Source organism: uncultured Clostridium sp., assembly GCF_937920395.1.
Classification (GTDB): Bacteria; Bacillota; Clostridia; order Clostridiales; family Clostridiaceae; genus Clostridium_AD.
Window position 1 is genome coordinate 15,570 of sequence record NZ_CALEVF010000222.1, and the last position, 16,429, is coordinate 31,998.

Here is a 16,429-nt window from a genome sequence, read left to right on the forward strand (position 1 = left end):
CCATAATAGGTGAAAATTAATTTTTTATAGGTAACTTAGGTAACTCATCTAAACTTTTTAATACATAACCCTGTTTTTCCCATTCAGTAATCACATCATCTAATATTTCAGCATTGGTTTTCGATACTGCATGTAGTAATATTATTCCTCCATTGTGGGTTCTTTGCATTATACGTCTTTTTGCATCGGCGTGGGATGGCTGATTGTCTTTAAGCCAATCCATATAAGCAAAACTCCAGAATATAGTTTTATATCCATAATTTTTAGTATATAGGAGAGATAATTCACTGTATTTACCCATAGGAGGTCTAAAATACTTAGACATTTTTTTATGTGTAATATTTTCAAAAATATCTTCTACATCTGATAATTCTTTATCAAAAATTTTTTCGTCCTTTATTGAGGCCATTGAGAGATGATGATTGCTATGATTGCATATTAAGTGTCCTTCGGTTACCATTCTTTTAATTAAGTCAGGACTTGAAACAAGATACGGTTTTACTACAAAAAAAGCAGCTTTTACTTTATGATTTTTCAAAACATCTAAGATTGGGGCGGTATACCCAGCTTCATAACCTTCATCAAATGTTAGATATAATACTTTTTTAGAAGTATCGCCTAAATGAAAACAATTATATTTAGATATAATCTCTGTAGTTTCTTTTGGCCCAGCAGGAGGAGTATTGTCATTTTTAGGCTGAAAATACCAATTATATTCTTTTGTACTTACTTCATCATGGATTTTGTTGTATTGAGTTTTTACATTCTTATTGGAGACATTTTTTAAGCTTTTACTGAAACAAACTCCTGTAAAACTATTAACTGCAATAGTTGAACAAATAATAAGACTAATTATTCTATCATTCATATAAATCACCTCTATTTTGTTATATTTATAAAAGTAAGTTGTTTAATATACAACTTAGTATGCTCAGTAAACGTGCTAAGATATTCATATATTAAATGTTGTTATATTGGTAATTTTTCAAATTTTTGATTAGTTTTTTTAAATTTAAATTTTTATTTTATATATAATAAAATAGTTAGTTTTTAATATTTCAAAGTAAATCGATAAAAAATTTACTTTAACGACGTTATTATTGTATAATATTATTAAGTGGATAATGGAGGCGATTAAATGGAACTAGATTTAAAACAAAGAAGAATGATTCATAGTAAGCCTTCAAGATATAGTTTGGTTAGAGGTGCAAAAGGGACAGGTAAAACAACAGCAGCTATTTATAGAAGCCTTTATTTAAACAATAACTATTGTCTATACGAAGAGGATAAAGTATTAATTCTTACATCTAAGGATGAAGATATAAGCTCTATTGAAGACATATACATAGCAGCAGAAGAAGAAACTAGGTTTGAATATTTAAGCTTATTTTCTAATGTAAGAAGGAAACCACATGTGCTTAAATTAGAAAGTATTATGCACGAATATTTTTTAAAATATGAAAATGAAAATATAAAGAAGCTAATTATAGATAAGAATAAAAAAAGCATTATTATGAAAGAATGTATAATAAAAGTTAAAGATAATTATCCAAGGTTAAGAATATTACGTATTGATTATACTCAGTTCTTTATAGATGAGGTAAAATGGATTAAAAGTTGTAACTATTTTAAATTAGATTTATATTTACAGGCAAGAAGAATAGGAAGAAAATGTGAAAAAAACCAAGGTCCACAAAGAATTAATAAAAATTCTACTGCTAGAAAAGCAATATATGAACTTATGATTATGTATAACGAAAAGTTAAATTTGCAAAACTTTGTTGATAACGAAGATGTTAATATATGTGCATTGAAAATGGTGCAGTCAGTTTCAATAGATAAGTATACTCATATTATAATTGACAAAAGTGGTAATTTAACTAAGGTGCAATTAGAGTTTATTAATGCTCTATATAAACATAAATCTTATTCTACTATGACATTTATTGTGGATATAGAAGGACCATGTAATATGAATTCATGGATGATAAGAGGCAAGAAGGTTAATCTTAAACCTCTTGGAGAAAAAGTAAAATTATATATATTTAAAAACAATTATGAGCACAAAGAAAAGCTTGTGGGAGAACATCAAGAGATAGTAGTTAACAATTTGAATCTTGACGATTTAGAAAATTTTCAATATTGTGATATAAGACATGGTAGAGTATACGACTTTATGAGGGATTACAGTAGAATATCTGATATTATAGTAAATGATGAAAAAGGTGAGTATGAGTATATAAATGAGGAATTAGTGGAACTTCCTGTATATAGTGATATAGCAGCAGGGGAACCTATACAGATTAATTCTGAAATAGAAGGAAATTTCTATATCCCGAGATATTGGCTAAAGGGAGTAAAAAATCCATTTATTTTAAAAGTCAAAGGCGATAGTATGATTGGGGCTAATATTGATGATGGAGATTATGTGGTTATACGGCAGGAACAAGCAGCAAACAATAAGGATATTGTGGCAGTAGACATAGGTGGAAATGCTACACTGAAAAGACTTTCAATAGGTCGTGATAGGATATTACTAATGCCTGAAAATGAAAAATATAAGCCCATTGTTATTGATAGTGAAGATACATATATTATAGGTACAGCGATAGGAATTATAAAACATAAAAATTTACATGGTTCTTTATACTATTAACAAAAAGCAATAAAATATATGAAGAGAAAATAGTTAATCATATAGGATACTCATATTTTTTAGCGAAAAATAATACCCTGGAATATCCTAGGGTATTATTTTATAGTTTTTTTAAAATATTTTATTTTCTAAGGAAAAAGCTAAACTTATCTTTTGTTGTGGTTGTAATAGATAAATTTCGTTTATGAAGTATATTGTCAAATTCTTCGATTTGTCCATCGCATATGTTGGCATAATCAGTTTTGCCTTCTTTTACCCAACCCATAAATATGTATGCATGTGAAGGTGTACCGATTTTGCCTGGCATATCTGTTGTAAAACATATATCACCTTTTTTTAACTGTGATATGTTGCGATTCTTTTTCCAATCCATAGATATTAAAGATGCCATTAATTGTTTAACAGTTGTTGTTTTTGAGGGAATGGCATAGGTATTAGATCTTAAAATTTCTGATAAGAGGTATACATTAAGTCCCTTTTTACTTCCGTGGTTTAATGCAATTGCTTTTTTTAAAACTGAAGTTCTATTAGCTGAAGCATTCAAATATTCATAAATATTATTTGGTTCTACAATAGGTTTAGTGACTTTAGCCTTACTAGGTACAGCTGGCTTTGTGGAGGCATTGGCATTTGAAGATTTGGTAACTGAAGGTTTTTCCACTATAGCTGATTTGGGTTTCATAAATGAAGTGTTCATTAAAATAGAAAATATAATTATAGCCGCTACAACTATTCCAAGCCCTATAACAACTACATTATTTTTAAACTCATTTTTGTCTGCAATATCATGCATTTCTTTTATGTACTTCTTACTATCAGCATCATCTTTCAACTTATTTGATGCACTATATTCAGTTTCGGAGTTATAATTTTCCGATTTGTCTTTATTTGAATATAATTTATTTATAATTTCAGTATTATCTTTATTTTCAGGATTATCTTTATTTTTTACGTCATCTTTATTCATGTTTTTCTGCTTAAAAATATAGGTGGAAATCTTATTGTTAACCTATATTTTTGCAGCACCTCCCTTTTGTTTTATTAATTATATTGTTCATTTTAATTTATGTAATCTATTAGATTATTTATACCACCCACTTTTTACAATATAATTATAACATATGAGGAGATGTTTGAGTGGTATTTGTAAAAGTTCAAAATAATTTAATATTTAATGCAATATATTACATATTATTATCCATATATGCAGACTAAGTGGGTGGTTATTTATTTTTATATACTATATGAAACATATATTTGTAGTATAATATATGTAATAATTTAATAAGCGAGGGATTGATTATGGCTATAAAAATAATAACAGATAGCACTTCATATATAAGTGCAGATTTAAAAGAAAAATATGATATCTCTATAGTTTCTTTAAGTGTCATTTTTGAAGATGAGGAATTTAAAGAAATAAATATTGAAAATGAAACTTTTTATGATAAACTAGGTAAAAACGTAAGTATTCCAACTTCATCGCAACCATCACTTGCTGAGATGTATAATATTCTAGAAAAACAAGTGAGGGATGATAATGATGTGGTTGGTATTTTTATGTCATCTAATATGAGTGGTACTTATTCAAATGCAAATATTGCAAAAGGCATGATTCTTGAAAAGTACCCAAATGCAGTGATAAAGATTATAGATTCAAGATCTAATTCAATGCAGCTCGGATTTGCAGTATTGACAGCAGCGAGGGCAGCTCATTATGGAAAGACAATAGATGAAGTAATTAATATAGCACAAGATAACATTAAAAGAAGTAAATTTCTGTTTATACCTAATACTTTAGAATATTTAAAAAAAGGAGGTAGAATAGGAGGTGCGAGTGCATTATTAGGTACTATCTTTCAGATAAAACCTATTCTTACTGTGGTAAATGGAAAAACAGAACTGTTTGATAAAGTGAGAACTAAAAACCGTGCTATCCAAACTATGGTTGATAAATTTATAGAGGATATAACAAAACATGGACTAGGAGAGGTAATCATTCATCACATAAATGATGTGGAAGGAGCATTAGCTTTTGCAAAAATAGTTGAAAAACATATAGGAAAAAGTGTGGACATAGTTCCTATTGGATCTGTAATAGGAACTCATGTTGGACCTGGCGCATTGGGTATTGTATACTATACTAAGTCAAATTTATAAAATTATTACAGTTATACGTGCATAAATATATAAACGTTCTGAGAGACTCTCGGTATAATTATACATAAAACAAATTAAAATGAGGTCTCTATAATTCGCATTATTATATTCAAGAATATGATGATTCCTTGGATATACAATGGTTAAGACATTTACAAGAGAATCTCTAATTAAAATCAATATAACTATATATTATTAAATTTGAATAAAGTTGCAATTAAATTTTATAATTATACATTGACAAATAATAAAATTTACATTAAAATAAGAAGAAATTATAAATTAAACAAAGGTACACTTTTAAGTTAGCCCTGTGAGGCTAGGAAGGAGTATAGATAATTATGACATGTGTTATTTATTCTGTCAATTTTGAATTTAATATTATTAAATATAATGAAACGGCTACTTTATGCTATAAAACTGTAAGTATGTTTTTTATTTCATTAATAAATACGGTTACCATATTAAGAAGGATAATAGAGTGATTATTTTAATAGTTGCTTTGTTATCTTTATTAGTATAATTGGAAGAATATGTAGTTTTATGCAATTTAAGGAGGATTTAATATGAAAGGTAAGTTGATTTTAGAGAATGGAATAATTTTTGAAGGTAATTTATTTGGATATTTACAAGAAAGTGTTGGGGAGGTAGTCTTTAATACAGGAATGACTGGTTATGAAGAAATTTTAACGGATCCATCTTATTATGGTCAAATAGTGACTATGACTTATCCACTTATTGGAAATTACGGGATTAATTTAGAGGATGTAGAGTCAAAATCTTCTAAGGTGAAAGGATTCATTGTCAGAGAAAAATGTGATTATCCTAGTAACTGGAGATGCGAAATGGATCTTGAGGGATATTTCAAACAAAATAAAATAATAGGACTTGAAGGTATTGATACAAGAGCATTAACAAAAATACTAAGAAAAAATGGAACCATGAAAGGTATAATTACAACTTCGAATCTTACAAAAGCTGAAATAGAGCGAAAAATTAAGAACTTTAGTAATAGTGATGCAGTAATGAATGTTACTACAAAGAAAACTTATACAATTGAGGGCAGTGGACAACATGTAGCTATTGTAGATTTTGGAATAAAAGAAAATATACTTAGGTCTTTCAAAAAAAGAAATTGTAAACTAACTATATTTTCAGCTGATACTAAGGCACAAGAGATACTAAAGGTTAACCCGGATTTAGTGTTTTTATCGAATGGACCTGGTGATCCGGAAGAATTACAAGGGGCTATAAATATGATAAAAGAAATTATAGGGAAAAAGCCCATTGTAGGAATTTGTCTAGGACATCAACTTTTGGCATTAGCACTTGGCGGTAAAACGGGAAAACTTAAATTTGGTCATAGAGGATGTAACCATCCAGTTAAAGATATAGAAGAGAATAAGGTTTATATTACATCACAGAACCATGGTTATTATGTAAGTGAACTTCCTAAAAATATGCAAGTTACGCATGTCAGTGTAAATGATGGAACAATAGAAGGAATGAGACATAAGACTCTTCCAATCTTTAGTGTGCAATTTCATCCAGAAGCTTGTCCTGGACCTAAGGATATAGATGTGATTTTTGATAAGTTTCTTTCATTTATTTAAAACATTTCAAATAAAAATTTTTACGAAATTTAGTTACATAAATAGAATTTAATAATAGATTTTACGGGAGGAATTCATATGCCATTAGATAAGAATATTAAAAAAGTATTAGTAGTTGGTTCAGGTCCAATAATAATAGGTCAAGCTGCGGAGTTCGATTATTCTGGAACACAGGCTTGTCAAGCACTAGAAGAGGAAGGCGTAGAAGTAGTACTAGTAAACAGTAATCCTGCTACAATAATGACCGATAAAGAAATTGCTGATAAAGTTTATATAGAGCCTTTAACTATAGAATTTTTAGAGAAAGTTATTGCAAAAGAAAGACCAGACAGTTTACTTGCTGGTATGGGAGGCCAAACAGGTTTAAATTTAGCTGTAGAATTAGCAGATAAAGGGATTTTGGAAAAATATAATGTGAGAGTAATAGGGACATCTATAGAAGCAATAAAAAAAGGTGAAGATAGAGAACTTTTTAGAGACTTGATGCAAGAAATTAATCAGCCAGTTGTAGGAAGTGAAATTGCTACAGGTGTAACCTCTGGAGTAAAGTTTGCAAGTGAAATAGGCTATCCAGTTATTGTAAGACCAGCATATACTATGGGTGGTAGTGGAGGCGGAATTGCTGAAACTGAGGAGGAACTAATTGAAATTCTAGAGTTAGGATTACAGCTAAGCTCTATAGGTCAAGTACTTTTAGAAAAGAGCATTAAAGGCTGGAAAGAGATAGAATATGAAGTTATGAGGGATAGCTTAGGTAATTGCATTACTATATGTAATATGGAAAATATAGATCCTGTTGGAATACATACTGGAGATAGTATTGTTGTAGCTCCGAGTCAAACACTTTCTGATAAAGAATACCAAATGCTTAGAAGTGCATCTATTGATATTATAAATAGTGTAGGAATTGAAGGTGGGTGTAATGTGCAACTTGCACTTGATCCAAAAAGCTTTGAGTATGCGGTTATAGAAATTAATCCAAGGGTAAGTAGATCTTCAGCATTAGCTTCGAAGGCTACAGGATATCCAATTGCAAAAGTAGCGACTAAAATAGCGTTAGGATATGCACTAGATGAAATTAAAAATGCGGTTACACAAAAAACTTACGCATGCTTTGAGCCATCACTCGATTATGTAGTTGTTAAAATTCCTAGGTGGCCTTTTGATAAATTTGATGGTGCGAACAGAGTGCTCGGAACAAAAATGATGGCAACTGGGGAAATAATGGCAATTGGAAGTAATTTTGAAGCCGCCCTATTAAAGGGAATTAGGTCTCTGGAAATAGGACAATATTCATTGCAATATAATTCATTAGCAGAGAAGAGCTTAAAAGAACTAAAAAAAAGGGTGATGGCAGCTGATGATGAACGAATATTCTATTTAGCTGAGATGTTACGTCGTGATTATAGAGCTGAAAAGGTAGCTGAAATTACAGGAATAGATAACTTCTTTGTAAATAAGATTAAATGGATAGTAGATGAAGAGGAAAAGATAAAAAAATATACACTAAAAGATATGAATAAAGAATGGTTGTATTTATTAAAGAAAAAAGGATTTTCGGATAAAGGGATAGCAGACTTATTAGGTACATGCCCAAATGAAATTTATAAATTAAGAAATGCGTTGGATATTAAACCTGTTTATAAGATGGTAGATACATGCGGTGGGGAATTTGAAGCATTATCACCGTATTACTTTTCAACTTATGATGAATATGATGAGGTTGAGGTAAGTGATAGGAAAAAGGTTATGGTAATAGGTTCAGGCCCTATAAGGATAGGACAGGGTATTGAATTTGATTATGCATCTGTGCATAGTGTGATGGCCCTTAAGAAACTAGGAATTGAAACAATTATAGTTAATAATAACCCAGAAACTGTAAGCACAGATTTTAATATTTCAGATAAATTGTATTTTGAACCATTAACAGAGGAAGAAGTATTTAATATAGTTGAAAAAGAAAAACCAGATGGAGTTATATTACAGTTTGGGGGTCAAACTGCTATAAAACTTGCTCAGTTCCTAAGTGAAAAAAATATATCTATATATGGGACTAAACCTGATCAGATAGATGCAGCAGAAGACAGAGAAAAATTTGATGCATTACTCGAAAAATTAAATATAAATAGACCTAAAGGAAAGGCAGTCTGGAACGTAGAAGATGGATTATGCGAGGCTGAAAATATAGGGTATCCAGTTTTGGTTAGGCCGTCTTATGTATTAGGTGGACAGGGAATGGAAATAACTTATGAAGAAAAAGAACTAAGACATTATTTAAAACATGCATTTCAAAAGGATAAGAAAAATCCAGTTTTGATTGATAGGTATTTGTTAGGTAGAGAAATAGAAGTTGATGCTATCTGTGATGGGGAAGAAATATTAATTCCTGGAATAATGGAACATCTAGAGAGAGCAGGGGTTCATTCTGGAGATAGTATTACAATATACCCAAGCCAAAATATATCAGATGCTATAAAAGCTAAAATATTAGAATATACAAAGAAAATAGCGATAGGTCTTGAAGTTATAGGTATGGTTAATATTCAATTTATAGAGTTTAAAGATGAACTATATATAATAGAGGTTAATCCAAGAGCTAGTCGTACAGTTCCATATATAAGTAAAGTTAGTAAAGTTCCAATAGTAGATCTTGCTACAAGAGTAATGCTTGGAGAAAAATTAAAGGATTTCGGGTATGGATTCGGAATTTACAAAGAACCTAAATTAGTGTCAGTTAAGGTGCCTGTATTTTCAACTCAAAAACTTCCTGAAGTCGAGGTATGTCTTGGACCAGAAATGAGATCGACTGGAGAGGTTTTAGGTATAGGAAGAAATTTTGATGAGGCTTTATATAAAGGCTTTGTTGCATCTGGTATGAAGGTTAAAAAAGAAAAAGGTGTTATACTTGCAACAATAAATCCTCAAGATTATGATGAATTCTTGTATATAGCTAAAGGATTTAGCGAACTTAATTACAAATTTATTGCGACAGAAGGTACAGCTAAGGTATTAAGAGATAATGGAATTGATACCATCGGGGTTAAAAAGATATCAGAGGGCACGCCTAATATAATTGATGTAATTAAAGGTAGACAGGTTGATTTAGTGATAAATACCCCTACTAAAGGAAATGATTCGGAAACAGACGGATTTAGAATTAGAAGAACGGCGATTGAAAGTTCACTGGGTGTACTAACATCACTCGACACTGCAAAGGCATTAGTGGATCTTATGAAGAAAAATATTAGAAGTGAAGATTTAGAAGTATTTAACTTGGCCGAATAACTCTTTAATAAAAAACAAATTTAAAAATAAAAATGCCATTAGCCTATTTAAGAAGCTAATGGCGTTTTTATTTTTAGCTTTTTTAAAATCATCCAATAAATTAGTTTGAAAAGTTTTCATCATTTACCATGCATAAATATTATATATAATGAATAAATATCAATAAAAAACATTGCATTATTATTAAAAGTAATATATAATAAGTACAAGTAAGCGAGATAAATCAATAATAAAAGTTGACAGCCACTTAATATAAAAGAACAAAAACAAATATATAATATACAACGTAATGTATAAATATTCATAAAGTTATTTAATATAAATGGGGGAATGATTAAATTGAAAAAATTTATGTCAATAATATTAATAGTTACTATGGCAAGTGTATTACTTGTTGGTTGTGGGCAGAAACAAGCAAAAACTAATTCGTTACAAGCAGTTAAAGATTCGGGTAAATTGACGGTAGGGTTAGATGATTCATATCCTCCAATGGAATTTAGAGATTCTAAAAATAAATTAGTTGGTTTTGATGTAGATTTGGGAGATGCTTTAGGAAAGAAATTAGGAGTAAAGACAGAGTATACATCCACAGATTTTAATGGAATAATTTTAGCTCTTGGCGCATCAAAATTCAATGTTATAATTTCAGCTATGAGTATTACTGATAAGAGAAAAGAAACTATAGCTTTTTCAGATTCTTATGTAATGGGTGGACAAGTTGCAGCTATAAAACAAGGGAATACTGAGGTGAAGAGTTTAGCCGATTTAAAAGGCAAGGTTGTAGCTTGTCAATTAGGATCTACTGGAGATACTGCTGCAACAGCCATGAAGGGATTAAAGGAAGTCAAGAGATATGATAAAATAACAGAAGCCTTCCAAGAACTAACGTCTGGAAGAGTAGATGCAGTAATAATGGATGCTCAAGTTGGTGGATATTATGTATCTAAGAAACAAGGAATGTATCAAGTTCTAAAAGATAAGATTAGTGAAGAACCAATTGGAATTGGATTTAAAAAACAAGATAAGGAATTACAAGTAGCAATACAAAAAGCTCTTAATGAACTAAAAGCAGATGGAACACTTACAAAGCTTTCTTTAAAATGGTTCGGATTTGACGCATATAAAAAATAGCTAGAGGTACAACAATTAATAGTTGTTGTCTTCTTACTGATAAATACTAGGAGGATCAAGAATGGATTTAAATGTTATAAAAGAAGTATTACCTGTGTTATTACAAGGAAGTTTAATGACACTTGAATTAACTATATTATCAGTAATACTAGGAAGTATATTAGGTATGGTTACAGCATTACTAAAACTTTCTAAAAATAAGATAATTGCTAGTATAGCAGGATTTTACACTTGGATTTTTAGAGGCACACCTATGCTTCTTCAATTATTTGTCTTTTATTATGGATTGCCGTTTATGGGTATTAAGTTAACACCTTTTGAAGCTGCAATACTAGGACTTAGTTTAAATTCAGGTGCTTACATGGCAGAGATTATAAGAGGTGGAATACTTTCAGTAGATAAAGGACAGTTTGAAGCCTGCAAGTCATTAGGGTTTACGTATTTAGATACTATGAAAAGAGTAGTATTACCACAAACATTTAAAATAATTATTCCCTCAGTTGGTAATGAGTTTATAACAATGCTTAAAGATACTTCTTTAGTGTCAGTAATTGCTATGGCTGAAGTTATGAGATCAGCTCAGCTTTTATATGCTTCAACATTTAAACCATTAGAAGTATTCTTTTTAACTGCATGTTTATATCTTTTAATGACAACAATTTTCACTACAGTTTTTTCGTATTATGAAAAAAAACTGTCAGTATATTAGTAGAGGTGATATGAAGTGTATATGATAGAAACGAAAAATTTAACAAAGAAATTTGGCAGTCTTACAGTTTTTGAAGGATTAAATGTTACAGTCCAAAAGGGAGAAGTGCTAGTTATACTAGGCCCGTCTGGCTCTGGTAAGAGTACATTTTTAAGGTGTTTAAATCACCTTGAACAGCCTGATGGTGGAGATGTTTTTATTGAAGGAGAAAAATTAAATATTAAAAATAAAAAACATATGAGAAATACTATTGAAAAAGTAGGAATGGTATTTCAGAATTTCAATTTGTTCCACCATATGACTGTACTTCAAAATGTAATAGAAGCACCAATTACTGTAAAACATGAACCTCGCGAAGAAGTATTAAAAAGGGCTAAGGAAATTATTGAAAAGGTGGGGCTTATTGAAAAAGTCAACGAATACCCGTCAAAGTTATCAGGAGGACAAAAACAAAGAGTTGCTATAGCAAGGTCTCTTGCCATGAGGCCAGATATAATGCTCTTTGATGAACCAACATCTTCCTTAGATCCAGAACTTGTTGGAGAAGTTTTAGGCGTAATGAAAAACCTTGCAAAGGATGGCATGACTATGATTGTTGTAACCCATGAAATGGGATTTGCAAAGGACGTGGCAGATAAAGTTATTTTCATGGATGGAGGAAAAATAGTAGAATCTGGAACACCAGAAGAGTTTTTTACTAATCCTAGAGAGCAGAGAACAAGAGAGTTTTTAAACAAGGTATTATAGGCAAAACATATTTAACAATTAATATATCAAAATATAGAGAACAAAATTGAAAGGGGAAATTAAAATGAAAGAAAAAGTAGTTTTAGCATATTCAGGAGGATTAGATACTTCTATAATAATAGCTTGGCTTAAGGAAAACTATGATATGGATGTTGTAGCGGCATGTATTAATGTTGGTCAAGAGGATGATATGAAAGCAATAGAGAAAAAGGCAATGAGTTCAGGTGCAGTAAAAATATATATCGAAGATTTAACTGCGGAGTTTATTAAAGATTATGTATTCAAAGGAGTTAAAGCAAACGCTACATATGAAGGTAAATATCTATTAGGTACAGCATTTGCAAGACCATTAATAGGTAAAAAACTTGTAGAAATCGCTCATAAAGAAGGAGCTAAATATATATGTCACGGATGTACAGGTAAGGGAAATGATCAAGTTAGATTTGAAGTTGCAATTGCAGCAATAGATCCATCTATAAAGATTATTGCTCCTTGGAGAATTTGGGATATAAAATCAAGAGAAGATGCTATAGATTATGCAAATGCTAGGGGTATAGCAATTAATGTTACTAAAGAAAAAATATATTCAGTAGATCAAAATTTATGGCATGCAAGTCATGAAGGTGGAGACATTGAAGATTTCAAAAATGATCATAAAAGAGAAATGTATCTAATGGTTACACCTCCAGAACAAGCTCCAGACGAACCTACTTTTGTAGAAATATATTTTGAAAAAGGAATTGCTACTAAAGTTGATGGCGTTGAACTTGAACCAATAGATGTTGTTAAAGTGTTAAATAAAATTGGTGGAGATAATGGAATAGGTATTGTAGATTTAGTAGAGAATAGACTAGTGGGAATGAAATCAAGAGGAATCTATGAGACACCTGGTGGTACAGTTCTTTATGCTGCACATAAAGAACTTGAGGAAATTACAATAGACAAAGATACACTTCACTATAAATATGAAGTATCACAAAAATATGGCGAGCTCGTTTATAATGGACTTTGGTTTACTACGATGAGAGAAGCACTTGACGCATTTGTAGATAAGACACAAGAAACAGTAACAGGATCAGTTACATTGAGACTTTATAAAGGAAATATAATGGTAGCAAGTAAAGAATCACCTAATGCTTTATATGATGCTAGTATATCTTCCTTTGGTGCAAGTGTATTATATGATCATAAGGATGCAGAAGGATTTATTAATTTATTCTCATTACCAAGCAAAATTAAAGCATATAAACATTTAAACAATTTTAAATAAAAATTATAAATTTACTGGTAAAGCGGGTGACAATATGAAACTTTGGGGCGGAAGATTTAAGGAAAAAGAAAGCAAGCTTATGGAGGACTTTAATAGTTCTCTAAGCTTTGATAAAAGATTGTATTATGAAGATATTATGGGAAGTATTGCTCATGTTAAAATGCTTGCAAAATGTAACATTTTAACTAACGAGGAAAGTCTCACAATAGTTAATGGTCTGAATACTATTTTATCAGATATCAAAGATGGAAAGCTTAAAATTGAAGGTGACTTCGAAGATATTCACAGCTTCATGGAAATAAATCTTACAAAACTTGTAGGTGATGTAGGGAAAAAAGTTCATACAGCTAGAAGCAGAAATGATCAAGTTGCTGTAGATATGAGATTATATTCGAAATATAAGGCCTTCGATGTTATTGAAAACTTGGATATTATTTTAGGAACAATTAAAACGTTAGGAAATGAAAATCCTGTTATAATGCCTGGCTATACACATATGCAAAGAGCTCAGGTGGTGACATTTAAGCAACATATAATGGCATATTACAGCATGCTTAGTCGTGATAAGAAAAGACTTACTAGTGCTATTGAAATTATGGATGAAAATCCTCTTGGTTGTTGTGCTCTTGCTGGAACAACTTATGATACAGACAGAAGTTTTACAACGAAAGAGTTAGATTTTAAAAAACCTGCTGATAATTTTATGGATGGAGTAAGTGACAGAGATTATTTATTAGAACTCCTATCTGCTTTTTCTATTATAATGATGCATTTTAGTAGACTTAGTGAGGAATTGATTTTATGGAGTACTAAAGAATTTAATTTCGTTGAAATTAGTGATGAGTTCTCCACAGGCAGTAGTATAATGCCACAAAAGAGAAATCCAGATGCAGCAGAACTAATAAGAGGAAAAACCGGAAGAGTGTACGGAGATTTAATGAGTCTTCTTACAACTATGAAAGGAATCCCACTTGCCTATAATAAAGATATGCAAGAAGACAAAGAACCTTTCTTTGATGCAGTTGATACTGTTATAAAATGCATAAAGATAATGAATGAAATGTTAGGAACATTAAAGATAAAAAAAGAAAATATGCATAATGCAGTTAAAAAAGGTTTTTTAAATGCTACAGAAGCTGCAGATTATCTTGTTAATAAGGGAATGGCTTTTAGGGATGCCCACGGCGTTATAGGAAATATTGTTATAACATGCGAGAAGAATAAAAAGGCAATAGAGGAATTAAATTTAGAGGAGCTTAAAGGTTTTAGTGATTTATTTGATGAAGATGTATATGAATTTATAGATTATGAGAACACAATAAGTCGCGGTATAAAAAAAGAAATGAAATAGTACTTTATCCTTAAAATTAAGAGCACGTAACAGGTAAACTTTACCTATTACGTGCTCTTAATTGTATATATATATTTAGTTAAGAATTTAAAAAATGTTTTTCGATATAAAACTATTATAACTTCTATCAGAAACATTACTTCTCATTATTCTGTATTTCTCATAATCATTTTCAAATGTTTTAAGGAAATCTTTAGCGCAAGAATTACCAGAGTTATATAAAGCTAAAATTTTATCACTGCATATATTAAAATCTGTAGTTTTTATATCTAGGGTATTAATTTTGCAAGTACGCAGAAAATCCATTTCTCTTATATGAATATCATCCTGTGCTTCTAGCATAGTCTCAATAATGGAACTTGAAAAATTTAAAATATTTGTGATTTTATGTTCACGTATTTCCTTATTTCCTCCCAGTTTAAAACCAATGGTTGGGTATTGTGGAATACCGTTTATATCAAAAATCCAAACCGGGTAATTACTTAAAACCCCTCCATCAACAATTAGTGATTTTTTGTTGGAGTTTTTATTGAATAATTTTACAGGTTGGAAAAAATATGGAATAGAAATGCTCATTCGGATTGCTAAACTTACCTGGAGTTCATTAGGGTTAATACCGTATTCAGCGATATCTTCAGGTAGTATTATCATCTTTCCACGGCTTATGTCTGTTGCTATAATATGCAATTTGTATTTTCTTTTATACTTTTTATTATTTAAAAGAATACCTTGTTCATTTGGGATTATTAAATTACCAAAAGTCACTTTTCTTTTATTACTTAGCTTTAGTTTTTTAGATAGGGCATCATCAATCCAGTTCTTTATATAATCACCTTTAAAAAGACCCTTTTTTAACAACAGATTTTGAACATTAGATAAAAAAGGCATGATAGAATGACTTTTATCAGCGATCTTTGTGTAGTCAAGTTCTATCATTAATTTTTTTATCTCATCACTTGAGTAACCGACTGCAACTAGTGCAGCTACAATGGATCCAGCAGAGTTCCCACAAATGTTTTTCCACTGAAATCCCTTTTGTTCAAATGGTTTTAAGGCACCGACAAGACCAATCCCTTTTACGCCACCACCCTCAAATACAATATCAGCTAATTTCATACTTGTATTAATGGTCATATAATACCACCTCTTCATGATTAATATATGAATAAACATATTGATATGACATATATTATTAAAATACATTTTAAAAAAATAAAAGTTTGACAATAAGGGAAGTAATAGATACCATATATATGTAAACTAATTTAATATAAAAACTAGGGGAGTCAATATTTTTGTCTGAGAAGAAACATATAAGTTTCGACCCTTATAACCTGAATTGGATAATGCCAACGTAGGGACGTGTAATTTGCATTTAGTTTTAAGCACTGTATTGATGGTGCAACTTATATGTTTATAAAACCCTTCGCTTAAATTTGAGCCAAGGGTTTATTTTAGTGTGCCCGGCATGGGCGTTTACTCGTCGGTGAAAGTCCGATACGGGGGC

At 30.4% G+C, this 16,429-nt stretch carries 12 protein-coding genes and 1 riboswitch; of the genes, 9 read left to right on the top strand and 3 right to left on the bottom strand.

Features of this window, described 5'->3' with window-relative positions; all coding sequences use genetic code 11:
- Nucleotides 1-16: 16 nt before the first annotated feature.
- On the bottom strand, nucleotides 17-868 hold the full coding sequence (gene pdaA / locus Q0649_RS14030) for a delta-lactam-biosynthetic de-N-acetylase (protein ID WP_298843213.1): 852 nt from the start codon (nucleotides 866-868) through the stop codon (nucleotides 17-19).
- A gap of 270 nt (nucleotides 869-1,138) precedes the next feature.
- On the opposite strand from pdaA, the gene Q0649_RS14035 reads away from it, so the two are divergent.
- Nucleotides 1,139-2,656, top strand: a complete 1,518-nt coding sequence (locus tag Q0649_RS14035) for a S24 family peptidase (protein ID WP_298843215.1) — start codon at nucleotides 1,139-1,141, stop codon at nucleotides 2,654-2,656.
- A gap of 121 nt (nucleotides 2,657-2,777) precedes the next feature.
- On the opposite strand, the gene Q0649_RS14040 is transcribed toward Q0649_RS14035, so the two are convergent.
- On the bottom strand, nucleotides 2,778-3,623 hold the full coding sequence (locus Q0649_RS14040; protein ID WP_298843218.1) for a hypothetical protein: 846 nt from the start codon (nucleotides 3,621-3,623) through the stop codon (nucleotides 2,778-2,780).
- A gap of 335 nt (nucleotides 3,624-3,958) precedes the next feature.
- On the opposite strand from Q0649_RS14040, the gene Q0649_RS14045 reads away from it, so the two are divergent.
- The 8 genes from Q0649_RS14045 (at nucleotide 3,959) to argH (ending at nucleotide 14,922) form a co-directional block, all read left to right on the top strand.
- Nucleotides 3,959-4,816, top strand: a complete 858-nt coding sequence (locus Q0649_RS14045; RefSeq protein WP_298843221.1) for a DegV family protein — start codon at nucleotides 3,959-3,961, stop codon at nucleotides 4,814-4,816.
- 566 nt (nucleotides 4,817-5,382) lie between these two features.
- Nucleotides 5,383-6,429 carry a carbamoyl phosphate synthase small subunit gene (locus Q0649_RS14050; protein WP_298843224.1) on the top strand — a complete coding sequence of 349 codons (1,047 nt, stop codon included), beginning with the start codon at nucleotides 5,383-5,385 and terminating at the stop codon, nucleotides 6,427-6,429.
- A 78-nt stretch (nucleotides 6,430-6,507) separates the two neighbouring features.
- Entirely contained in the window at nucleotides 6,508-9,714 is a 3,207-nt protein-coding gene (gene carB / locus Q0649_RS14055) for a carbamoyl-phosphate synthase large subunit (RefSeq protein WP_298843227.1), read from the top strand.
- A gap of 339 nt (nucleotides 9,715-10,053) precedes the next feature.
- Nucleotides 10,054-10,845 carry an ABC transporter substrate-binding protein gene (locus Q0649_RS14060; RefSeq protein WP_298843230.1) on the top strand — a complete coding sequence of 264 codons (792 nt, stop codon included), beginning with the start codon at nucleotides 10,054-10,056 and terminating at the stop codon, nucleotides 10,843-10,845.
- A gap of 61 nt (nucleotides 10,846-10,906) precedes the next feature.
- Nucleotides 10,907-11,554: an amino acid ABC transporter permease gene (locus Q0649_RS14065; protein WP_298843233.1), complete on the top strand. Its 648-nt coding sequence runs from the start codon at nucleotides 10,907-10,909 to the stop codon at nucleotides 11,552-11,554.
- Nucleotides 11,555-11,569: 15 nt separating this feature from the next.
- Nucleotides 11,570-12,301, top strand: a complete 732-nt coding sequence (locus tag Q0649_RS14070; protein WP_298843236.1) for an amino acid ABC transporter ATP-binding protein — start codon at nucleotides 11,570-11,572, stop codon at nucleotides 12,299-12,301.
- Between the two features lie 64 nt (nucleotides 12,302-12,365).
- Complete coding sequence (locus Q0649_RS14075) at nucleotides 12,366-13,571, top strand: argininosuccinate synthase (protein ID WP_298843244.1); 1,206 nt, start codon at nucleotides 12,366-12,368, stop codon at nucleotides 13,569-13,571.
- Between the two features lie 34 nt (nucleotides 13,572-13,605).
- The gene (gene argH / locus Q0649_RS14080; RefSeq protein ID WP_298843247.1) at nucleotides 13,606-14,922 is read left to right on the top strand and encodes an argininosuccinate lyase; all 1,317 of its coding nucleotides are present in this window, start codon (nucleotides 13,606-13,608) and stop codon (nucleotides 14,920-14,922) included.
- Nucleotides 14,923-15,009: 87 nt separating this feature from the next.
- Here the strand turns inward: argH and Q0649_RS14085 are convergent, their stop codons facing one another.
- Complete coding sequence (locus tag Q0649_RS14085; RefSeq protein WP_298843250.1) at nucleotides 15,010-16,056, bottom strand: patatin-like phospholipase family protein; 1,047 nt, start codon at nucleotides 16,054-16,056, stop codon at nucleotides 15,010-15,012.
- Nucleotides 16,057-16,191: 135 nt separating this feature from the next.
- Nucleotides 16,192-16,300: riboswitch (TPP riboswitch) on the top strand.
- Nucleotides 16,301-16,429: the final 129 nt, after the last annotated feature.